At 63.9% G+C, this 20,951-nt stretch carries 24 protein-coding genes; 17 read left to right on the top strand and 7 right to left on the bottom strand.

The features are described 5' to 3' along the window. Positions 1–22: 22 nt before the first annotated feature. Entirely contained in the window at positions 23–1,345 is a 1,323-nt protein-coding gene (urtA, locus tag GGD65_RS35395; protein ID WP_026202068.1) for an urea ABC transporter substrate-binding protein, read from the bottom strand. 505 nt (positions 1,346–1,850) lie between these two features. Between urtA and GGD65_RS35390 the strand changes: the two genes are divergently transcribed. From GGD65_RS35390 to GGD65_RS35380, 3 genes are all read left to right on the top strand, one after another. Further along, entirely contained in the window at positions 1,851–3,425 is a 1,575-nt protein-coding gene (locus GGD65_RS35390) for a DEAD/DEAH box helicase (protein WP_183238226.1), read from the top strand. Between the two features lie 23 nt (positions 3,426–3,448). After that, positions 3,449–3,736, top strand: coding sequence for a translation initiation factor IF-1 (infA, locus tag GGD65_RS35385; RefSeq protein ID WP_008131890.1), 288 nt, complete (start codon positions 3,449–3,451; stop codon positions 3,734–3,736). Between the two features lie 259 nt (positions 3,737–3,995). Next, positions 3,996–4,208, top strand: a complete 213-nt coding sequence (locus GGD65_RS35380; RefSeq protein WP_018318776.1) for a cold-shock protein — start codon at positions 3,996–3,998, stop codon at positions 4,206–4,208. A 100-nt stretch (positions 4,209–4,308) separates the two neighbouring features. Here GGD65_RS35380 and GGD65_RS35375 read toward each other — a convergent pair whose 3' ends face one another. The 4 genes from GGD65_RS35375 to GGD65_RS35360 all read right to left on the bottom strand — a co-directional run bounded on the left by GGD65_RS35375 (position 4,309) and on the right by GGD65_RS35360 (position 7,235). Continuing rightward, a complete protein-coding gene (locus GGD65_RS35375) occupies positions 4,309–4,923 on the bottom strand; it encodes a TadE/TadG family type IV pilus assembly protein (RefSeq protein ID WP_026202069.1) in 615 nt (204 codons plus the stop codon). A gap of 23 nt (positions 4,924–4,946) precedes the next feature. Then, positions 4,947–5,528: a TadE/TadG family type IV pilus assembly protein gene (locus GGD65_RS35370; RefSeq protein ID WP_018318778.1), complete on the bottom strand. Its 582-nt coding sequence runs from the start codon at positions 5,526–5,528 to the stop codon at positions 4,947–4,949. 228 nt (positions 5,529–5,756) lie between these two features. After that, complete coding sequence (locus tag GGD65_RS35365) at positions 5,757–6,257, bottom strand: pilus assembly protein N-terminal domain-containing protein (RefSeq protein ID WP_092254378.1); 501 nt, start codon at positions 6,255–6,257, stop codon at positions 5,757–5,759. A 150-nt stretch (positions 6,258–6,407) separates the two neighbouring features. Then, a complete protein-coding gene (locus GGD65_RS35360; protein WP_183238225.1) occupies positions 6,408–7,235 on the bottom strand; it encodes a sterol desaturase family protein in 828 nt (275 codons plus the stop codon). A gap of 269 nt (positions 7,236–7,504) precedes the next feature. On the opposite strand from GGD65_RS35360, the gene GGD65_RS35355 reads away from it, so the two are divergent. The 10 genes from GGD65_RS35355 to GGD65_RS35310 all read left to right on the top strand — a co-directional run bounded on the left by GGD65_RS35355 (position 7,505) and on the right by GGD65_RS35310 (position 16,428). Beyond that, positions 7,505–7,669, top strand: coding sequence for a Flp family type IVb pilin (locus GGD65_RS35355; protein ID WP_007599783.1), 165 nt, complete (start codon positions 7,505–7,507; stop codon positions 7,667–7,669). Positions 7,670–7,745: 76 nt separating this feature from the next. Continuing rightward, positions 7,746–7,886 (top strand): hypothetical protein, encoded by a 141-nt coding sequence (locus GGD65_RS35350; protein ID WP_183238263.1) that lies wholly within the window; start codon positions 7,746–7,748, stop codon positions 7,884–7,886. A gap of 121 nt (positions 7,887–8,007) precedes the next feature. Beyond that, entirely contained in the window at positions 8,008–8,532 is a 525-nt protein-coding gene (locus GGD65_RS35345; RefSeq protein WP_183238224.1) for a prepilin peptidase, read from the top strand. A gap of 128 nt (positions 8,533–8,660) precedes the next feature. Continuing rightward, positions 8,661–9,458, top strand: coding sequence for a Flp pilus assembly protein CpaB (gene cpaB / locus GGD65_RS35340; RefSeq protein WP_026202070.1), 798 nt, complete (start codon positions 8,661–8,663; stop codon positions 9,456–9,458). 11 nt (positions 9,459–9,469) lie between these two features. Next, positions 9,470–10,945: a type II and III secretion system protein family protein gene (locus GGD65_RS35335; protein WP_179738062.1), complete on the top strand. Its 1,476-nt coding sequence runs from the start codon at positions 9,470–9,472 to the stop codon at positions 10,943–10,945. Positions 10,946–10,965: 20 nt separating this feature from the next. Further along, the gene (locus GGD65_RS35330) at positions 10,966–11,700 is read left to right on the top strand and encodes a CpaD family pilus assembly protein (protein WP_179738060.1); all 735 of its coding nucleotides are present in this window, start codon (positions 10,966–10,968) and stop codon (positions 11,698–11,700) included. Beyond that, complete coding sequence (locus GGD65_RS35325) at positions 11,697–12,965, top strand: AAA family ATPase (RefSeq protein ID WP_183238223.1); 1,269 nt, start codon at positions 11,697–11,699, stop codon at positions 12,963–12,965. The genes GGD65_RS35330 and GGD65_RS35325 overlap by 4 nt, the downstream gene beginning before the upstream one ends. 21 nt (positions 12,966–12,986) lie before the next feature. Further along, complete coding sequence (locus tag GGD65_RS35320) at positions 12,987–14,456, top strand: CpaF family protein (RefSeq protein ID WP_018318788.1); 1,470 nt, start codon at positions 12,987–12,989, stop codon at positions 14,454–14,456. A gap of 10 nt (positions 14,457–14,466) precedes the next feature. Next, positions 14,467–15,444 (top strand): type II secretion system F family protein, encoded by a 978-nt coding sequence (locus GGD65_RS35315; RefSeq protein ID WP_018318789.1) that lies wholly within the window; start codon positions 14,467–14,469, stop codon positions 15,442–15,444. A 9-nt stretch (positions 15,445–15,453) separates the two neighbouring features. Further along, positions 15,454–16,428 (top strand): type II secretion system F family protein, encoded by a 975-nt coding sequence (locus GGD65_RS35310; protein ID WP_018318790.1) that lies wholly within the window; start codon positions 15,454–15,456, stop codon positions 16,426–16,428. 75 nt (positions 16,429–16,503) lie between these two features. On the opposite strand, the gene GGD65_RS35305 is transcribed toward GGD65_RS35310, so the two are convergent. Together GGD65_RS35305 and GGD65_RS35300 are read right to left on the bottom strand one after the other, a co-directional pair. Then, positions 16,504–17,319 (bottom strand): tetratricopeptide repeat protein, encoded by an 816-nt coding sequence (locus GGD65_RS35305; RefSeq protein ID WP_179738058.1) that lies wholly within the window; start codon positions 17,317–17,319, stop codon positions 16,504–16,506. A gap of 236 nt (positions 17,320–17,555) precedes the next feature. Further along, positions 17,556–17,759 (bottom strand): hypothetical protein, encoded by a 204-nt coding sequence (locus tag GGD65_RS35300; RefSeq protein WP_018318792.1) that lies wholly within the window; start codon positions 17,757–17,759, stop codon positions 17,556–17,558. Between the two features lie 200 nt (positions 17,760–17,959). Between GGD65_RS35300 and GGD65_RS35295 the strand changes: the two genes are divergently transcribed. The 4 genes from GGD65_RS35295 to GGD65_RS35280 all read left to right on the top strand — a co-directional run bounded on the left by GGD65_RS35295 (position 17,960) and on the right by GGD65_RS35280 (position 20,913). Continuing rightward, positions 17,960–19,333 (top strand): M17 family metallopeptidase, encoded by a 1,374-nt coding sequence (locus tag GGD65_RS35295; RefSeq protein ID WP_183238222.1) that lies wholly within the window; start codon positions 17,960–17,962, stop codon positions 19,331–19,333. After that, complete coding sequence (locus GGD65_RS35290) at positions 19,326–20,168, top strand: C40 family peptidase (protein ID WP_183238221.1); 843 nt, start codon at positions 19,326–19,328, stop codon at positions 20,166–20,168. The genes GGD65_RS35295 and GGD65_RS35290 overlap by 8 nt, the downstream gene beginning before the upstream one ends. Positions 20,169–20,367: 199 nt before the next feature. After that, positions 20,368–20,649, top strand: coding sequence for a hypothetical protein (locus tag GGD65_RS35285; RefSeq protein ID WP_092254365.1), 282 nt, complete (start codon positions 20,368–20,370; stop codon positions 20,647–20,649). A gap of 36 nt (positions 20,650–20,685) precedes the next feature. Continuing rightward, positions 20,686–20,913, top strand: a complete 228-nt coding sequence (locus tag GGD65_RS35280; RefSeq protein WP_026202072.1) for a hypothetical protein — start codon at positions 20,686–20,688, stop codon at positions 20,911–20,913. Positions 20,914–20,951: the final 38 nt, after the last annotated feature.

The following is a 20,951-nucleotide window of genomic DNA, read 5'->3' as shown; positions in this document are numbered from 1 at the left end:
TGTATGGCGTGTCAGATCCGGGTCAGGAGCCCGAACCGAGGCACTTGTTGGTCTTGGTGTTGAAGTTGCCGCACTTCTTGCCGACCCAGTCGCCGACCAGGTCCTTAGAACCGTCGAGCTCCTTCGACCAGGCATCGCCCGCGACGAGACCCGGGGTCTTCCAGACCACGTCGAACTGGCCGTTGCCCTTGATCTCGCCGATGAACACCGGCTTGGTGATGTGGTGGTTCGGCAGCATCTTCGACACGCCGCCGGTCAGGTTCTTGGCTTCGATGCCCGGGAGAGCGTCGATCACCTTGTCCGGATCGGTCGACTTCACCTTCTCGACCGCCTTGACCCACATGTCGAAGCCGATCACATGCGCTTCCATCGGATCGTTGGTCACGCGCTTCGGATTCTTGGTGTAGGCCTGCCATGCCTTGATGAACTTCTCGTTCTCCGGCGACTTGATCGACTGGAAGTAGTTCCAGGCCGCGAGATGGCCGACCAGCGGCTTGGTGTCGATGCCGGCGAGCTCTTCTTCGCCCACCGAGAACGCGACGACCGGGATGTCCTTTGCCTTGATGCCCTGGTTGCCGAGCTCCTTGTAGAAGGGAACGTTGGCGTCGCCGTTGATGGTCGATACCACGGCGGTCTTCTTGCCGGCCGAGCCGAACTTCTTGATGTCGGCCACGATCGTCTGCCAGTCGGAGTGACCGAACGGCGTGTAGTTGATCATGATGTCTTCCTGGGCGACACCCTTCGACTTCAGATAGGCTTCCAGGATCTTGTTGGTGGTACGCGGATAAACGTAGTCGGTGCCCGCGAGCACCCAGCGCTTCACCTTCTCGTCCTTCATCAGGTAGTCGACGGCGGGGATTGCCTGCTGGTTCGGCGCCGCACCCGTGTAGAACACGTTGCGCTCGCTCTCCTCACCCTCGTACTGCACGGGGTAGAACAGGATGTTGTTCAGCTCCTTGAAGACGGGGAGCACCGACTTGCGCGACACCGAGGTCCAGCAGCCGAACACGACCGAGACCTTGTCCTTGGTGATCAGCTCGCGCGCCTTTTCGGCGAACAGCGGCCAGTTCGACGCGGGGTCGACGACGACGGCCTCGAGCTTCTTGCCGAGAACGCCGCCCTTCTTGTTCTGCTCGTCGATCAGGAAAAGGATGGTGTCCTTCAGCGTGGTTTCGCTGATGGCCATGGTGCCGGAAAGGGAGTGCAGCACGCCGACCTTGATGGTGTCATCCGCGGCCTTGGCGCCAGTCAATGAAGCCAGACCGAGCACCAGTCCGGCGGTCGCGGCGAGTACACCGCGGCGGCTAAATGACGCCGCTATATCGTGAGTGGATTTGCTAAACATGAGTGTCTCATCTCCCTGACGCAGACGTGAAAAACGCTGCGAAACGGCCCCACGGCCGCCTGCGATTAACGGATTCGCAAGAACCATGCCATGGACTGAGCACCCACCAACCAGTTGGTTTTGCTGACAAAATTTGCCGAAATCAAAGTATCCCGACCTCGAACCAGCCCAAAACTTGAGCAATCCAAATGTATGCCAAAGCGGCAGGCTGGTCATTTTCTGAGCAAAATGCTCTTTCTGGCTAAATTTCCGGCATAACTATTTCTGCACCGCAACCGGCCTTTTTGGACGAGCTGCCTTGAAAGCGCCCCCTCGATGTTCCATATGAGCGGCCGAGACCTCTTGCGAATCAAGCGGTCGTCGCGAGCCGCGTGTTCTTAAGCCCTTACGGGCCTCTGGCTTGCCCCATATCTCCCAAGCCATCCGACACCCCAAACACGCAGGTGTCTTCTCGACACCCTTTTGCGTGCGCCGCGCTGAATGCGCCGGGCGTTGCGCTTTTGACATGGAAAGAACCCCTCTTTTGACTTCGTTTCAGGACTTCGGCCTCGCCGAACCCATCGCGCGCGCTCTTCAAGAAGAGAACTACGTCACCCCCACCCCCATCCAGGCCCAGACCATCCCCACGGCGCTGACCGGCCGCGACGTCGTCGGTATCGCCCAGACCGGTACCGGTAAGACCGCGTCCTTCGCGCTGCCGATCCTGCACCGCCTGCTCGAGCACCGTATCAAGCCGCAGCCCAAGACGACCCGCGTCCTGGTGTTGTCGCCGACCCGCGAGCTGTCCGGCCAGATCCTCGACAGCTTCAACGCCTATGGCCGCCACATCCGCCTGTCCTCGACGCTCGCCATCGGCGGCGTTCCGATGGGCCGCCAGGTCCGCTCGCTGATGCAGGGCGTCGAAGTGCTGGTCGCCACCCCCGGCCGCCTGCTCGACCTCGTGCAGAGCAACGGGCTGAAGCTCTCGAGCGTCGAATTCCTCGTGCTCGATGAAGCCGACCGCATGCTCGACATGGGCTTCATCAACGACATCCGCAAAATCGTCGCCAAGCTGCCGATCAAGCGGCAGACGCTGTTCTTCTCGGCCACCATGCCCAAGGACATCGCCGAGCTGGCGAACGCGATGCTGCGGGACCCCGCCCGCGTCGCGGTGACCCCGGTCTCCTCGACCGCCGAGCGCATCAATCAACGCATCGTCCAGGTCGATTTCTCCGCCAAGCCCGCCTTCCTGACCAAGCTTCTGAAGGACGAGCCGGTCAACCGCGCCCTGGTCTTCACCCGCACCAAGCACGGCGCGGACAAGGTGGTGAAGTCGCTCGAGAAGGCCGGCATCCCTGCCAGCGCCATCCACGGCAACAAGTCGCAGAACCATCGCGAACGGACGCTGGCCCAGTTCCGCTCGGGCGAGATCCGCACCCTGGTCGCCACCGACATCGCCGCCCGCGGCATCGACGTCGACGGCATCAGCCATGTCATCAATTTCGACCTGCCCAACGTGCCTGAAACCTACGTCCACCGCATCGGCCGCACCGCGCGTGCCGGCGCCGACGGCACCGCGATCTCGCTGGTCGCAGGCGGCGAGGAACTCAGCTATCTCCGCGACATCGAACGGCTGATCAAGGTGGCACTGCCGCGCGAAGATCTCCGCACCGACGCCGGCCGCCGCGATGCGGGTCCTCCCGCGCCGCAGCAACGACAGGGTCGCGGAGGCCGCCCGGGCCAGCGTCCGCAAGGTGCAAGGCATGGCGAGGGACGCCATGGTGACGGACGTCGCAGCGACGAACGACATGCCGACGGACGCCACCATAGCGCCGGCAAGCACGGCGATGGACGCCCCGGTGAGGGCCGACATGGCGGCGAAGCGCGACATGCTGACGGGCGGCCCGGCAATGGCCCGAAGGCCTCAAAGGGGTCTCGTCGTCCACGCTCTAGCGGGAAGACGCATTCTTCTGCAGGCAGTCGTCCAGAACAGCGTTCCGCGCATAGCGCCGGGGCACCTGATGGGATACAAGGCGTTGCCTTTTTGCGCCGTGAGAGTCGGCCGAACGGCCAACCGAACCGCAAACCCTATTCGCACTAGCCGTCCACGACCTGGAGAAATTCATGGCTAAGGAAGAGCTGATCCAGTTCGAAGGACTGGTCACCGAAATCCTCCCCGACGCACGCTACCGCGTGCAGCTCGACGCCGGACACGAGATCGTCGCCTATACCGCCGGCAAGATGAAGAAGAACCGCATCAAGACGCTGGCAGGCGACCGCGTGACGGTGGAGATGTCGCCCTATGACCTCGAGAAGGGCCGGCTGATTTTCCGCCACAAGGACGAGCGTCCCAGCGGCGTGGGCGGACCGCCTCGCCCGGGCCAGCGCGGCGGCCAGTTCCGCCGTCGCTAGGCGCCTGAGCGCGGAAGTAAGATTCCGACCTTTATGTGGATCCGCCGCGGCCATCGCGGCGGATCAAAAAATCGTGCATGTCCGGATTGTTTTGAGACCCCAATTCCGATAAAATGAATTTATCGATTTTCGGCCGGACGACATTAGCATCCACCGGTACAGCCGGTTCAGACACGCTGACGACCCTTCCAAAAATTCGATCTAACCGGCCTGCGCAAGCGGGCTCTCACATTGTGTTATCTGAGAAGGGACTACCCCCGTGAGCATGGGAACCGTGAAGTGGTTTAACGCGACCAAAGGCTTCGGCTTCATTCAGCCCGACGATGGCGGCCAGGACGTGTTCGTCCACATCAGCGCTGTGGAGCGTGCGGGCCTCGGCACGCTGCGTGAAGGTCAGAAGATCTCCTACGAGATCGTGGCCGACCGTCGTTCCGGCAAGTCGGCAGCAGACAACCTCCGCTCCGAAGGCTGAGCCTCCGGGCGTTGGGCCGATCGGCTCGCGCAAGCCAAAGAAAGCAAGAAGGCCGTGCGCAACGCACGGTCTTTTTCATTTTAGCGCCTGCTCGCGGATATCAGCACGTCGACGGCACGCCGTTGTAGGGAACGCAGGTGACCTGGCGCGGCCGCGTGTAGGACAGATCGCTCAAGGGTAGGCTCGACTTCAACACGTAGCCTACGGACGGCGTGTAAGTGTAGCTCGCCTCGCTGAGGATGAGGTAGGTCGACGGAATCAACAGCGTCGAGGGAATCATGGTGGTGACCTTGTCGCCGGCCTTGCGAGCCGAGGTCGCCAGCGTCGCTTGCGTCGCGCCGCTCGCAATGGTGCCGGCCTTGCTCCACTGGACCGTAGCAATGCTGTTGGCATCGATATAGATCTGGGAGACCGTGCCCTTCACCAGACTGGCGTCGTAGGGCATGATGACCGAGATGCTCGCCGTGAACGTATCCTTCATGTCGGCATCGGCGAGCGTCGTCGACTGCGACGTCAAATCGGACAGCGCCCGCGCGATCAATGTAACCTTGCGATCGATCGCCACGGCCGACGAGAATTCGACGGTGCCGAAGAACATCACCAGCATCAGCGGGACGATGACCGCGAATTCGGTCGCCGCGAGCGCGCGCTTGTCGGCGACGAAGTCGCGCACGGAACTACATGCATTCCGCCAGATATTCGCAATCGCCTGCATCGGTCCGCTCGGATCCATCTGTCTCAGAAGGGTTCGTTCTTGAAGGCCGTGGTCGCCACCATCAGCCGTTTGTTGCTGCACCCGATATTGTAACCAAGGCCGGTGACGATGAGCGGCCATTGATAGAACAGCCGCACCACGACCACCTGGCCGGAGGTCCCGGCACTGTACTGCATGCCGGTCGGGTTGAAATTGCAGGAATCGCCGTAGTTCGTCAGGCTTAGCGACCCGAAGGAGCTGGTGCTCACGACGTCGACGTAGAGCTTGCTGCAATCAAACAGCGCCGGGATCTGCGTGCACACATAGGCCTTGAACGTCGTCTGGTCGCACGCCATGACCACGCCGGGCGTGGTCTGACAGGCCGCCACCGAACCGCCCTGCGCTTGCGCCTGGCCGGTCAGAATCGCGCGCGCGGAATTTTGCGTGATGGTCTCGAGCACCTGGCTCGCGAGGAACATGAGCGCCGTTTCGATGATGGCGAACAGCAGCGCGAAGAACATCGGTGCGACCAGGGCGAACTCGACGGCCGCGGAACCGCGGCGGTTGCCGCAAAACCGGCCCAGCGCTTTCCGGAGTGTGAATCTCGAAGGTGCAGGCGATGGCATCGCGTCAAATTCCCCAGCAACGGGCGGTCAACTGTCCCGTTCAATAGCGGAAACTGATTGTTTAAGTGTTTCAGGCGATCCGCAGCCCGCGGACCGCGCCATTAAGAACGTGTTAACCAGCCGCGATCCCAAGCTCGCGGAAAGCACGGCGCGCGCCGAGACCTCTGCTTCGCATCTGCAAAGCGGTCTGGCGGGCTCCTGCCCGGGCAAACCCGCCGATCGGTCCTGCTAGTTGGACTTGGGCGGACCGCCGCCACCACCACCGCTGGCGCTGGCGCTCAGCGAGCCGGCCTGGCTCATCGTGTTGTTGAAATAGGTGTCGCTGTCGCCGAGCGTCACGCGACGCTGGCAAAGCGGCACGCAGCTGTAGGACTCGCGCTCGATTCCGCGATAGACGGTGACGAGCCGGTCGCTCGGACCTTCGACCTGGATCTGGCGATCGACCAGAATCTCGCCGGCTCGGTCTAGTGCGATGAAATTGGTGGCACCATAGCCCTTGCCGGTCACGACGATCATGCCGCCGGGCTGGAGCGTGACGTCGGCGATCAGGGGATTGCCGACCACGATGGTCGCCACCTTGCCGGGCAGCCGCACCAGCTTGGCCTGGTCGACATTGACGGCGATGGTGTCGGCGGTGGGCTCGGCAAGGCCGGCGGCCGGCGATGCCAGCACCGCAGCCGCAACCAGAAGACAGACGCGCGCCCGACGGCGCAGCAATTCCTTACGCATACTCTTACCCCCGGGACGTCACAAACCAGCGGAAGCGACTCGATACAACGAAGCCAGTGCCCGACCCGGCTAACCTGCCCTTAATTCGTGAACGTTCCGCAAACTCGCCGACTATTGTTTGAACAGACTGGCGTTTTACCGCCTTGGAGGCTAGCGGCGGAACGGATAGGCGAACTGGCCCGCGATCTCCTTCGGCATCGTCGCTTCGTCCTTGCCGTAATCCTGCGGCAGTTCACCCTCGGGCATACGGAAGGTGCCGAACAGAACATCCCAGATCGGGAACGTGCCGGCAAAATTGGTGTCGCCGCCCTCCTTGAGCGAGGTGTGGTGCCAGCGGTGGAACACCGGCGTCGCCAGCAAATATTTGAACGGCCCGAAGCTCCAATTCAGGTTGGCGTGCACGAAGGCCGAATGGAAGGTCGTGAACGGGGAGAGCCAGACCATCGCGTTCGGGGAAATGCCGGCCATCAGCAGCACGACGTCGACGCCGATTGAGCCGAGCACGAGATTGACGGGATGGAAGCGGGCCGCCGAAATCCAGCTGATCTCCTCCGAGGAGTGATGGATGGCGTGGTACTTCCAGAACCCGCCGCCGTGGAACAGCCGGTGTAGCCAATACAGCATGAAGTCGGACAGGACCAGGAACAACCCGGCCTGGACCCAGAGCGGCATTAACGACAGCGGGCCGTGGCCATTGTCATAGAAGGCGATGAGCTCGTCGGCGTCGTGGATGTTGAAGACGAGGCTCGCGCCGACGATCAGAAGTCCGATCCGCATGGTGCGGGCGAACACCGGAACGAAGAACCAGTAGCAGATGTCGGTGACGATCTCCCGCTTGCGCCACCACGGCGCGCCGGCATTGCAGGCCCAGAAATGTTCGAGCACGGTGAAGACCGCCGCGAGCGCGAAGGTGATGGGGATCACCTTGACGATGGTCTCGCCGAGCATCAGGGCGACTTGCATGGGCAGGCTCGACATTGTCGCCTCTCTTGCGAATTCCAGCTCTGTTACGCCTACGCCGCTAAATTTAAGGGAGCGTGAAGCCGGCGCCGCGCCGACGGTACATCCGGAACCGGAACGAATTACAGGCGCCGCCTTAAGACGAAATTCACTCTGGGCCAAAGCATCGCGCCGCAGGCCGGTTTGCCTGATCGAATTAACTCTACCGAAAGAGCTCGGCTCTCATGGTCATCGGGTCAATGACGGCGCCGAACGAGGCGATCCCCACCCCAGATGGAGTTATGTTCATGAAGAACTTGATTGCACGTTTCGCGAAGGATGAATCCGGCGCCACCGCCATCGAATACGGTCTGATCGCCGCCGGCATCGCGCTGGCCATCATCACCGTCGTCAACAACCTCGGCACCACGTTGAACGCCAAGTTCACTTCGATCAGCAGCTCGCTGAAGTAAGCAACCGACGAACGACGGCAAAAGCCCCGGATCTCCGGGGCCTTTGTTTTTCCGAAGACGGCGAGTTCCAGTGGCGTTGCGTAAGTACAGAACCGATGCCGCGATCGCGGCGGATGAGACAGCGGCGGCACAGGCCGGCTCGCCGGCCTATTGGGTCTGCCTTGCGCTGCTGCTTGCGACGGCCGCGCTCGCCGCGCGCATTGCCAGCCTTTGGTGACGACGCTTTCCGCGGCTTCAGCCTCGCGCGCCCTTGCTGCCGTTGTCGGTTTGTTTAGCACTGCCGGCTAGCATCGCCCGACGCCAGTTCCCGCGGTAAACCCAGGCCTCAAGACGCAGCCATGATCCTCGACCTTGCGCGCCTTCTGCTCTTCCCGGCTCTGATGGCGTTCGCTGCCGCGAGCGATCTCTTCACGATGACGATCTCGAACCGCGTGTCGCTGGCGCTGGTCGCCGGCTTCTTCGCGCTTGCCCTCGCCGGTGGCATGGCACCTTACGAGATGCTCGGTCATGTCGGCGCCGGCGCGCTTCTTTTGGTCATCGCCTTCACCTGCTTTGCGATGGGCTGGGTCGGCGGCGGCGACGCCAAGGTGGCGGCCTCCGTCGCGCTCTGGTTCGGCTTCGCACAGCTGATGAACTTCCTGCTCTACGCCTCGCTGTTCGGCGGAGCGCTGACGCTGCTCCTGCTCCAGTTCCGGCAATGGCCGCTGCCCTACGGACTGGCGGGTCAGGCCTGGCTCGCCCGGCTGCATGCCAAGGAGAGCGGTATCCCCTACGGCATCGCGCTCGCACTGAGTGCGCTGATGGTCTATCCGGAGACCGAATGGGTGAAGGCGATTGATCTCGCTCACCTCGCGCTGCGCTGAACGCACCGGGTAAACCCGGCGTTAAGGCGATTTAGATACGCCTCATTAACCATGCTTTGACGAATAGCTGGTCAACTGCCGATTACGGCGGCGGCAGCGTCGCGGCGTTTTGTTGGAAAGTGAAGCGTATGAATAGGGCACGCATTGTCGTCCTGACGGTCGCCATCTGCGCCGGCGGTGTCGCCGCGTACCTGGCGAGCGGCTCGGACAATTCTGCGCCGCCTCCGGCCCCGGTCGCGCAGCTTCCGACCGTCGACGTCCTCGTGGCCAAGAACGACATCGGCCTCGGCCAGACCGTGAAGCCGGAAGATCTGCAATGGCAGACCTGGCCGGCCGCGACCGCCAGCGCCACCTTCATTCGCCGCAACGAGCGTCCCGAGGGCGTGACCCAGGTGACCGGTTCGATCGCGCGCGCCCCCTTCATTCAGGGTGAGCCGATCCGCGACCAGAAGCTGGTCAAGGCCGAGGGCTCCGGATTCATGGCGGCCATCCTGCCCAGCGGCATGCGGGCCATCTCGACCGAAATCTCGCCGGAGACCGGCGCAGGCGGCTTCATCCTGCCCAATGACCGCGTCGATGTCCTGCTGACACGCCGCCTCAAGAACCCGGACCAGACCGCCGGGGGCCAGGACGTCGTCACGTCCGAGATCATCCTGGTCAACGTGCGCGTCCTCGCCATCGACCAGGCTCCGAAGGAAAAGGACGGCCAGAACACCGTGGTCGGCAAGACCGTGACCCTGGAACTCACTTCCGCACAGACCCAGGCGCTTTCCTCGGCCCGTCAGGCCGGAACGCTCTCGCTGGCGCTGCGCAGCATTGCCGACGTCAAGATGAGCGAGATCACGCTCGACGAATCCGCCCAGAAGCGCGACGGCGTCTCGATCATTCGCTACGGCATCCCGAGCTCGACGGCGAAAGCACGATGAGGACAGGCGACATGAAATGCAGGGCAGATTCAGCGACGATGCGAACCGCCATGGTCCGCGCCCTGTCGTTTTCGGCCGCCTTCGCGCTGGCATTCAACCCGGTGCTGACCCCCGTGGTCGCCGCCGACTATCGCCCGGGCGCGGCGGTCGCCGCCGACGGTCAGATGAACGCCCGCTTCCTTTCGCTCGGCATCGGCAAGTCCGTGGTGATCGACCTTCCGCGCGACATCAAGGACGTGCTGGTCGCTGACCCCAAGATCGCCAATGCGGTGGTCCGCTCGGCGCAGCGCGCCTACATCATCGGCGCCGCGCTCGGCCAGACCAACATCGTGTTCTTCGATTCTGCAGGCCAGCAGATCGCGGCCTATGACATCGCGGTCAAGCGCGACCTCAACGGTGTGCGGGCGGCGCTGAAGCAGGTCCTGCCGAATTCAGACATCCAGATCGACGGGCTCGGCGACGGCATCGTCCTGACCGGCACGGCGGCGAACCCGATGGAAGCGCAGCAGGCCAATGACCTCGCCGCGCGCCTGGCCGGCGGCGCCGACAAGGTCGTGAACTCGATCGTGGTCCGCGGCCGTGACCAGGTCATGCTCAAGGTGACGGTCGCGGAAGTCCAGCGCAACATCGTCAAGCAGCTCGGCATCGACCTGACCGCGAACCTCAACTACGGCACGTCGGTGGTGAGCTTCTCCAACTCGAATCCGTTCACCGCTCTCGGCCACAACCTCGTGGACGGCAACAATCTGACCACGAAGTTCGGCGCGGCGCCGTCGGTGCAAGCCACCCTGCGCGCGATGGAAACCGCTGGCGTGATCCGCACGCTGGCCGAACCGAACCTGACCGCGATCTCCGGTGAATCGGCAACGTTCATCGCCGGCGGCGAATTCCCCGTGCCGGCGGGCTATGCGTGCGATCCCACCACGCATGTCTGTACCACCCAGATCAGCTTCAAGAAGTTCGGCATCTCGCTCAACTTCACCCCCGTGGTGCTGAGCGAAGGCAAGATCAGCCTGCGGGTGATGACCGAGGTCTCGGAGCTGTCGAACGAGAATGCGATCACGCTGTCGCAGGCCGTGACCTCGACCTCGGTGAACTCGGTGACGGTGCCCTCGATCAGGACCCGCCGTGCCGAGACCTCGCTGGAAATTCCCTCCGGCGGCGCGATGGCGATGGCCGGCCTGATCCAGCAGCAGACCAAGCAGGCCATCAGCGGATTGCCGGGACTGATGCAGCTCCCGGTCCTCGGCACGCTGTTCCGCAGCCGCGACTTCGTCAACAACGCGACCGAGCTGGTCGTGATCGTGACGCCTTATGTCGTTCGCGCGGTGGCGCCAAAGGACCTGTCGCGGCCGGATGACGGCTTCGCCCCGCCTGCGGATCCACAGGCCCAGCTGCTCGGCAACATCAACCGCCTTTACGGCGTGCCCGGCCGGACCGAACCGGCCAAGAACTACCGCGGCACCTACGGCTTCATCACCGACTGAGGCGAAACGGGGACTTCACGATGATCACAAGACCACCCCAGCTTCGCAAACGCGCCATCCGTCTCGGTGGCGCGCTCGTTGGCATGGCGCTCGCGCTCGGCGGGTGCCAGCATGACGAAGCCGTCACGGCCTCCATTCCCGACGACTACAAGCAGCGCCATCCGATCGCGATCGAGGAACAAAATCGTTCGATCGTCGTCTTCGTCGGCCATGCCCGCGGCGGATTGACCGCCGCCCAGCGCGCGGATGTGATGGGTGTCGCATCGGCATGGTTGCACGAAGGCACGGGCGCCATTCGTATCGACGTGCCGTCCGGCACGCCCAATGCGCGTCCGGTCGCGGACACGATGCGTGAAATCCAGGCGATGCTGGCGGGAGCAGGCGTTCCGCCGCGCGGCGTCAACGTTCGCCCCTACCAGCCGGAAGACAGGCGCTTCCTGCCGCCGATCCGGCTCACTTATTCCAAGATCGCCGCGGTCGCGGGTCCCTGCGGCCTGTGGCCGGAGGACGTCGGCCCTTCGATCAAGAACAAGAGATGGTTCGAGAACAAGGACTATTACAATTACGGCTGCGCCTATCAGCGCAACCTCGCAGCGATGGTCGACAATCCGTCGGACCTCGAGCAGCCGCGGCCTGAAACTCCGTCCTACACGGCGCGGCGTATCACCGCTCTCGAGAAATATCGCAAGGGTCTCACGACGGCGACCACCTATCCCGAGGCCGACAAGGCCAAACTCAGCGACACCGGCAAATGATCAGCTACGCTCGCCAGACACACGAAGAGCAGCCGGACGCAGCTCCTCCGCCGGTCGAGGAGCATATTGCGCCCGCGCCGCGCGTCTCGGTCCAGGCTTTCTGCGAGACCGTGGAAACCGCCGCCGCGGTCCAGTCGGCCGGCGAAGACCGCCGCCTCGGCAAGGCCCATCTGAAAATCCAGATGGGCGGCATGGCCGCTGCAACCGAGGCCTACCGCTCGGCCCCGACGCCGAACGTCATCGTGCTCGAAAGCGACGGACGCAACGACCTGCTGGGCGGGCTCGACCAGCTCGCCACCGTCTGCGACGCCGGCACCCGCGTGGTCGTGATCGGCCGGATCAACGACGTCACACTCTACCGTGAGCTGGTGCGCCGCGGTGTCAGCGACTACGTGCTCGCGCCGGTCGGCGCGATCGATGTCGTGCGCTCGATCTGCAACCTGTTCTCCGCCCCGGAAGCCAAGGCGGTCGGCCGCATCATCGCCGTGGTCGGCGCCAAGGGCGGCGTCGGGGCTTCCACCATCTCCCATAATGTCGCCTGGGCGATCGCGCGCGACCTCGCCATGGACGCCGTCGTCGCCGATCTCGACCTCGCCTTCGGCACCGCCGGGCTGGACTACAACCAGGACCCGCCGCAGGGCATAGCCGACGCCGTGTTCTCGCCCGATCGCGTCGACACCGCCTTCATCGACCGCCTGCTGTCGAAATGCACCGACCATCTCAGCCTGCTGGCGGCGCCGGCGACGCTCGACCGGGTCTATGATTTCGGCACCGACGCCTTCGACGCCGTGTTCGACACCCTGCGCTCCACCATGCCCTGCATCGTGCTCGACATTCCGCACCAATGGTCGGGCTGGACCAAGCGCGCCCTGATCGGGGCGGACGACATCCTGATCGTGGCCGCGCCCGACCTCGCCAATTTGCGCAATACCAAGAACCTGTTCGATCTGTTGAAGGTCGCGCGCCCCAACGACCGGCCACCGCTCTACTGCCTGAACCAGGTCGGCGTGCCGAAGCGCCCCGAAATCGCCGCCGCGGAGTTCGCCAAGGCGATCGAGAGCCAGCCGATCGTCTCGATCCCGTTCGAGCCGCAGATCTTCGGCTCGGCCGCCAACAACGGCCAGATGATCGCGGAGATCTCCGCCAACCACAAGTCGATCGAGATGTTTCTTCAGATCGCCCAGCGCCTGACCGGCCGCAGCGAAACCAAGAAACAAAAGTCGTCCCTGCTTTCACCCCTGATTGACAAGTTGCGGGGAAAATAAGCCGCCGCATGGAGTTGTTAAGTGTTCGGTAAGCGTAGCGGAACAGACACCGACCTTCGGGCGCCCAAGCCCGGCGCCGTGTCGCCCGAGCCTGCCCAGGCTCCGGCGCCGACGGTGTCGCGCGCCCCGCCTCCGCCGGCCGTCGCCTCGCCGCCGCTTGCGCCTGCCAAGGCGCCGCCGCCTCCGGCCATGGAGAGCCGGCGGTCGGACAATTATTACGAGGTCAAGGCGACCATCTTCGGTGCGCTGATCGAGGCGATCGACCTCGCTCAGCTCGCCAAGCTCGATTCGGAGTCCGCGCGCGAGGAAATCCGCGACATCGTCAACGAGATCATCGCGATCAAGAACATCGTGATGTCGATCGCCGAGCAGGAGGAACTGCTCGACGACATCTGCAACGACGTTCTCGGATACGGTCCGCTCGAGCCGCTGCTGTCGCGCGACGACATCGCCGACATCATGGTCAACGGCGCCAACACCGTCTACATCGAAGTCGCCGGCAAGATTCAGCGCACGGGAATTCGCTTCCGCGACAACCAGCAGCTCCTCAACATCTGCCAGCGCATCGTCAGCCAGGTCGGCCGGCGCGTCGACGAATCCTCGCCGATCTGCGACGCGCGCCTTGCCGACGGCTCCCGCGTCAACGCCATCGTGCCGCCGTTGTCGATCGACGGCCCCACGCTCACCATCCGCAAATTCAAGAAGGACAAGCTGACGCTCGATCAGCTGGTCAAGTTCGGCGCCATCTCGCCGGAAGGCGCTGAAATCCTCCAGATCATCGGTCGCGTCCGCTGCAACGTGCTGATCTCCGGCGGCACCGGCTCCGGCAAGACCACGCTGCTCAACTGCCTGACCAACTATATCGAGCATGACGAGCGCATCATCACCTGCGAGGACGCCGCCGAGCTCCAGCTCCAGCAGCCTCACGTGGTGCGGCTGGAAACCCGACCGCCCAACATCGAGGGCGAGGGCCAGATCACCATGCGCGAGCTGGTGCGCAACTGCCTGCGTATGCGCCCCGAGCGCATCATCGTCGGCGAGGTTCGCGGACCCGAGGCGTTCGACCTGCTCCAGGCCATGAACACCGGCCATGACGGATCGATGGGCACGCTGCACGCCAACAACCCGCGCGAAGCCCTGTCGCGCTGCGAATCCATGATCACGATGGGAGGCTTCTCGCTTCCCTCACGCACCATCCGCGAGATGATCTGCGCCTCCATCGACGTCATCGTCCAGGCTGCGCGCCTGCGCGACGGCTCGCGCCGCATCACCCACATCACCGAGGTGATGGGCATGGAAGGCGACACCATCATCACTCAGGACATCTTCCTCTACGACATGGTCGGCGAGGACGCCAACGGCAAGATCATCGGCCGGCACCGCTCGACCGGCATCGGCCGTCCGAAATTCTGGGAACGCGCCCGCTATTACGGCGACGAGAAGCGCCTTGCCGCTGCGCTGGACGCGGCGGAAGTCGCGCCGAAGACGTGAGCCGTTCAGCATGAACATGCAGGTCCTCGCCCTCGCATTCCTTGCCACCGCGGCGGTCGGCGGCATCGCCTGGGTCTTCCTCTATCCGCTGCTGTCCGGGGAACGAAAGGCCGAAAGCCGCCGCGCTTCGATCTCGCGCGCCGAGGCGCCCACGGCCCGCCAGGCCGAGAAGACCCAGCGCTCGCGCCGCGAGCAGGTCGAGACCACGCTGAAGGATCTCGAGGCGCGACGCCTGCAGGAGAAGAGCGCTCCGCTCCCCGTCCGCCTGTCGCAGGCGGGGCTCGATTGGACGCCGCAGAAATTCTGGATCGTCTCCGCCGTCGTGGCGGGCGCGTTCTTCGCAGCCGCTCTGTTTGCCGGCGGCGGCCTGATCGGTGCTGCCGGCCTCGCCTTTGCCGGCGGTTTCGGCCTGCCGCGCTGGGCGCTGGGCTTCCTGAAAAAGCGCCGCGAGGCCAAGTTCCTGGCGGCACTGCCCGATGCGGTCGACGTGATCGTCCGCGGCATCAAGGCGGGCCTGCCCTTGTTCGAATCGATCAAGGTCGTCGCGGCCGACGCGCCCGAGCCGCTGCGCAGCGAGTTTCTGGCGATCATCGAGACCCAGGCGATCGGCATGCCGCTCGGCGAGGCCTGCTCGCGGCTCTATGATCGCATGCCGTTGCCGGAGGCCAACTTCTTCGGCATCGTCATCTCGATCCAGCAGAAATCCGGCGGCAACCTCTCCGAAGCGCTCGGCAACCTTTCCAAGGTGCTGCGCGACCGCAAGAAGATGAGGGAAAAGATCCAGGCGATGTCGATGGAAGCCAAGGCCTCGGCCGGCATCATCGGCTCGCTGCCGCCGATCGTGATGTTCCTCGTCTATCTCACGACGCCACATTACATCTCGGTGCTGTGGACCCATCCCACCGGCCAGCTCATGCTGGTCGGCTGCGTCGTCTGGATGGCGGTCGGCATCATGGTGATGAAGAAGATGATCAATTTCGATTTCTGACGGTGCAGTATGGTCCAGTTTCTCGTCGCGAAACTACATGACGTCCATTTCATGACCATGATGCTGGCGGCCATTGCCGCCAGCGCCACCGTCTATACGCTGGTGATGCCGCTGTTCGCCGGCGAAGGCCTCTCCAAACGCATGAAGGCGGTGGCGAGCGAGCGCGAGCGCATCCGGCAGCGGGAGCGTGAGCGCCTTCACAAGAATGAAAAGGTCACGCTGCGCCAGACGCCGAAGCAGCTCGTCTCCAAGGTCGTCGAGGACTTCAACCTCACCAAATGGCTCGCGCAGGAAGCCGCGCGCGACAAGCTGATCATGGCGGGTTACCGCGGTCAGGCGCCCTACATCACATTCCTGTTTGCCCGCATGGTCACGCCGATGGTGCTCTTTATCGGCTCGGTCATCTACGTTTTCCTGATCGCGCATCTTCAGCAGGGCATGCCGATCAAGATCGGCATCTGCATCGGCGCCGCCTATCTGGGCCTCCAGGCGCCGATGCTGTTCCTCAGGAATGCGATCTCCAAGCGCCAGCTCTCGATCAAGCGCGCCTTTCCCGATGCGCTCGACCTGCTTCTGATCTGCATCGAATCCGGCATGTCGGTCGAGATGGCGTTCCGGAAAGTCGCCACCGAGATCGTGGGACAGTCGATCGCACTGTCGGAGGAGTTCACGCTGACCACGGCCGAATTATCCTATCTGCAGGATCGCAAGGTCGCTTACGAGAATTTGGCGCGACGCACCGGACTCGAGGGCGTCAAGTCGGTGTGTCTCGCGCTTCAGCAGGCGGAGCGTTACGGCACCCCGCTCGGACATTCCTTGCGCGTCATGGCGCAGGAAAATCGCGACATGCGCATGAACGAGGCCGAAAAGAAGGCTGCCGCCCTGCCGCCGAAGCTGACCGTGCCGATGATCCTGTTCTTCCTGCCCGTGCTGTTCGTCGTCATTCTCGGACCGACTGGCATCAAGATCTCCGAGATGCAATGACGCAAGACGCGGGCCGCGCACGCGGCTCGCGGGCCGCTTTCAGCATGAGACGATAGAAGAGACGATCAGCTCGGATCAATCGGGCTGGCTGAGCGAGGCGACCGGCGTCCGCTTCGGTGCGCCACGGGGAGCGTCGCTGCGGCTGAGCATCTCCTTGAGATAGGCGACGTTGGCCGCGGCCTGATCCGGTGGCAGATCCGCCTTCACGATGGTCTCGGCTTCGGCGAAGCGACCCTGCAGACCGACGACAAGACCGAGATTCTGCCGCACCCGGATGCTCGCACGCGGCGAGGCGTAGGCCTGCCGTAGCGCCTCTTCGGCCTTCGGAAGGTCTCTCGACAACATGTAGGACAGGCCGAGATTGGAGAGCACACCGGGATCACCCGGTGCGATCTTGAGCGCGCTCGCGTAGTAGGAGCGCGCTTCCTCGTGACGGCCCATCTGGTCCAGCGCGGTGCCCTGCACCGAAAGCAGGCGCCAATCCGGATTGTCAGGCGAATGCGCTTTCGACAGCACGTCGTAGGCTTGCTGGAAATTACCGTTGTCGGCGAGGGCGCGGCCGTATTGGGCGAGCAGCGCCTTGTTGCCGGGATTGGCGATGGTCGCCTGCTCGAGCACGGCGGCGGCCTGGGCGCGCTGACCGTTGGCGCGCAACGCCTGACCGTAGGCGAGCGCGGCATCGGCATCCTTGGGATTGGCGCGGTAGCGCTCGCCATAGACCTCGACGGCGCGCGCCGGATCGGTGGGAGCCGCCTCTGCCCGTGGCCCGCCGATCGAGCCCGTCACGTCGGAGAGCTTCGACATGCCCGTGCAGCCGCCGAGACCCATGGCCACCGCCGCGACCAGCGAGGTGGACGCAAGAAGCCGAGGAAGACTGAACCGTAGACGCATGACGCTTTGACTCTCGAGCCGATTGATCGAGCCGAACGCGCCAGCAATAGACTGTTAACCCTAACGGCCGGTTAACACCGCTCCCGGGCCGTGCTCTCGTCGAATTTCCGCTCGCAAGCGTCGTCAGGCTTGCGCGTTGGGAATCCAGCAGCAGCAGGTCGAAGGCCGCTCGCGCGAACGGCAGCTCTCAACACGAGATACGAGATCCGTGCGACGACGGTTTTCGTCTCGCCCGATCAATATTCGATGGCAAGCCGTTTGCGGATTTCGTCGACGCGCCTGTCGAGCGCATCGAACCGCGCGTGGACCGAGCGGTCGTGGAGATAGAAGACGTAGCCGCCGGCGAGGAACGCGAAGATCCAATGGTGGTGCTCGACATAGCCGAAAATCGCCTCGATGGCCTCGCCAATGAACGTGACCACGCTCCACACAAATTCCATTGCATTTCCTCCCGGCGCGCCTTGTCGTCGGTCGCCTGATCTCCAACTCTGGCGACCGTTGCCGGAACCTAGCATGGCCCACTCGCCGCGAGTAGCGGCTCGCTGCACGGTGACAGCAAAGCCGATTGCAGCGGCGGCGAAACTCTGCGAAGTCTCATCCGTTCGCATAACCCGTTCGATCTGACGATCCGGACCCGCCAATGCCCTCTGTCTTCGAGACGTCTTCCGCCGCCATCCCGATCACCTTCGTCACCAAATCGAGCTGGGATCAGGTCGCCGAGGCGTTGCCGCCGCCGCAACGCGCGTTCGCCACGGCATGCGCCTTTGCCGCCAAGCCGGGCGCCTATCTGGCGCTGCCTGCGCCCGACGGCGCAATCGCGCAGGTGCTGTTCGGCCTCGAGGACGAGGGGGCAAGATCGCGCGACCTGTTCCGGCCCGGCGCCCTGCCCGGCCTGCTGCCGCCGGGTATCTATCGCTTTGCCAATGCACCCCACGATGCACGGCTGGCGGCGCTCGCTTTTGCGATGGGGCGCTACCGGTTCGCGCGCTACCGCAAGGCTGACAGGCCCGACGTCCGGCTGGTGCCGCCTGATGGCGTCGATGCGGCCGAGATCGAGCGGATCGCTGACGCCGCGATGCTCGCGCGCGACCTCATCAACACGCCGTCCAACGACATGGGGCCGGCGGAGCTGGCCGCCGCCGCGCAAGACCTCGCCGCGGAGTTCGGCGCAAGCTTCGCGTGCACCGTCGGCGACGATCTGGAGAAGAACTTTCCGCTGATCCACGCCGTCGGCATGGCCTCCAGCCGCGCGCCGCGGCTGATCGACATCGGCTGGGGCGATCCTGATCATCCCAAGGTGACGCTTGTCGGCAAGGGCGTCTGCTTCGACACCGGCGGGCTCGACCTGAAGCCGTCGAGCGGCATGCTGATCATGAAGAAGGACATGGGCGGCGCCGCCAACGTGCTGGCGCTGGCGCGCATGGTGATGGATGCGAAGCTGAAGGTGCGGCTGCGCGTGCTGATTCCGGCGGTGGAGAATGCGGTCGCCGGCAACGCCTTCCGCCCGCTCGACATCTTCACCTCTCGCAAGGGCATCACGGTGGAAATCGGCAATACCGACGCCGAAGGCCGGCTGGTGCTCGCCGACGCGCTGGCACTGGCCGATGAGGAAAAGCCCGATCTGCTGGTCGACCTCGGCACGCTGACCGGCGCCGCGCGTGTCGCGCTGGGACCGGATTTACCGCCCTTTTACACCAATGATGAGAGCCTTGCCGCCGATGTCGCGCGCTGTGCGGTGCAGGAGAACGATCCGTTGTGGCGCATGCCGCTGTGGCCGGCTTACGATGCGTGGCTGGACTCCAAGACGGCCACCATCACCAACGCACCATCCGGCGGCTTTGCCGGCTCGATCACCTGCGCGCTGTTCCTGCAACGCTTCGTCGATCAGGCGAAGAGCTGGCTGCATGTCGACATCTACGGCTGGACACCGTCGGCAAAGCCGGCCCGCCCCGAAGGCGGCGAGTGCCAGGCCGCGCGCGCCATCTATACCTTGCTGAGCGAGCGCTATGCATGATCCGCGACTAACACCGGCGCGGGGCGACCTCGCCGCGAAATATCTCGAAGGCAAGGTCGAGGCGGATCGCTTCGTCGCCGGCGAAGAATTCGAGGTGGTTGATCCGGTCGCGCCGGTGCGCGAGCAGCCGTCTTCGGGCGCGATGCTGATGACGGAGGCATTGCGCGGCGAACGCGTCACGGTCTACGACCGCAACAGCGAGGGCTGGGCGTGGGGCCAGCTCAATGGCGACGGCTATGTCGGCTGGCTGCCGGATGCAGCGCTCATGAAACCCTCGGCGACGCCGACCCATGTGGTCAGCGCGCTGCGGACGTTCGCCTTCCCCGGCCCTTCGATCAAGCTGCCGCCGGCCGACACGCTCGTGATGGGATCCAGGCTGGCTGTGGCGCGCGAGGACGGCAGTTTCGCCGTCACGCGCGACGGCAGTTACCTGCCGAAGGCGCATCTCGCCCCGCTCGATCATCGCGAGCCGGACTTCGTTGCGGTCGCCGACCGCTTCGTCGGCACGCCCTATCTCTGGGGCGGCAAGAGCAGTTTCGGCATCGATTGCTCCGGCCTCGTCCAGGTCTCGCTGACATTGGCGGGAATCGGCTGCCCACGCGACAGCGACATGCAACTGGCCGGTCTCGGCCGCGCACTGGAGCCGCATGAGCGAAGCAGCTTGCTGCGCGGCGATCTGATCTTCTGGAAGGGCCACGTTGCCATCGTGCGCGATGGCAGCACCATGGTTCATGCCAACGCGTATCACATGGCGACCGTGATCGAACCGATCGAGCCGGCAATTGCGCGGATCAGGCAGGCCGGCAGCGAGGTCGTTGCGATCAAACGGCTCTAGGGCCGTGGATCGAGAGGATCGTACTCGATCTTTTTTCTCGGCATCCGAACAGGTTTCGGACGCGGTTGCTGACGGAACGGGCGCATTAGCACCGGCAGAATGGTTTACCTTGCGGCGCAGCTACGGAACAACGTTACATCTGAGGAGATTTGCGGAACGAAACGCGGCGTCAGTCTTTCTCTGGCTTTGGGAGGTGCCCATGAGTTCTCAGGCCAGAGAAGGCGCGTGTGCGTTCGCTTGGCGAAACTACTTGCTGCTCCATAGCGGCATCAGCGAGAACGACGACAGGCGTTCCGCCCTCTACAGCTACATCTCCAATCTTCGCGACACCTGCGAGGACGATTTCGATCTCTTGCAGATAGCCGCGGTCGCCTACTTGAAAAAGCTGGATGAACTGCATGACGACCAATGCGCGCGCCGCGCGGCAGATCAACTTCTGGCCGAACGCTTGGAAGCAAGCAGTTCACAACAGGACAGATAGCCTAGGTCATACCACCAGAGCGAAGGAGCGAGCAGCATGGCAGACGACACCAATGCAAACCGTTTCGTGCGCGACCCTCAACGGCGCATCGCCGCAGCGACAGCAATTGGCATGAATGCCTTGAAGCCGATGATGCACTTCCAGGTCTCAATGCTGAGGATGTGGGCCGATAGTATCGAGAGGCTCGAGGCCAATTACGACAAGAACCTGGAAGACACTGCGACCAGGGTCGAGAAAGCGTCAGACAAGGAACGCGCGGCGTAACATCAAGGCGGGCTGCCCGCGCAGCCTGCTCCGGCGAA

Source organism: Bradyrhizobium sp. CIR18 (genome assembly GCF_014198295.1).
Lineage (GTDB): Bacteria > Pseudomonadota > Alphaproteobacteria > Rhizobiales > Xanthobacteraceae > Bradyrhizobium.
Note: the sequence above shows the minus strand (reverse complement) of the source record. Positions and strands in the feature narration are given on the sequence as shown.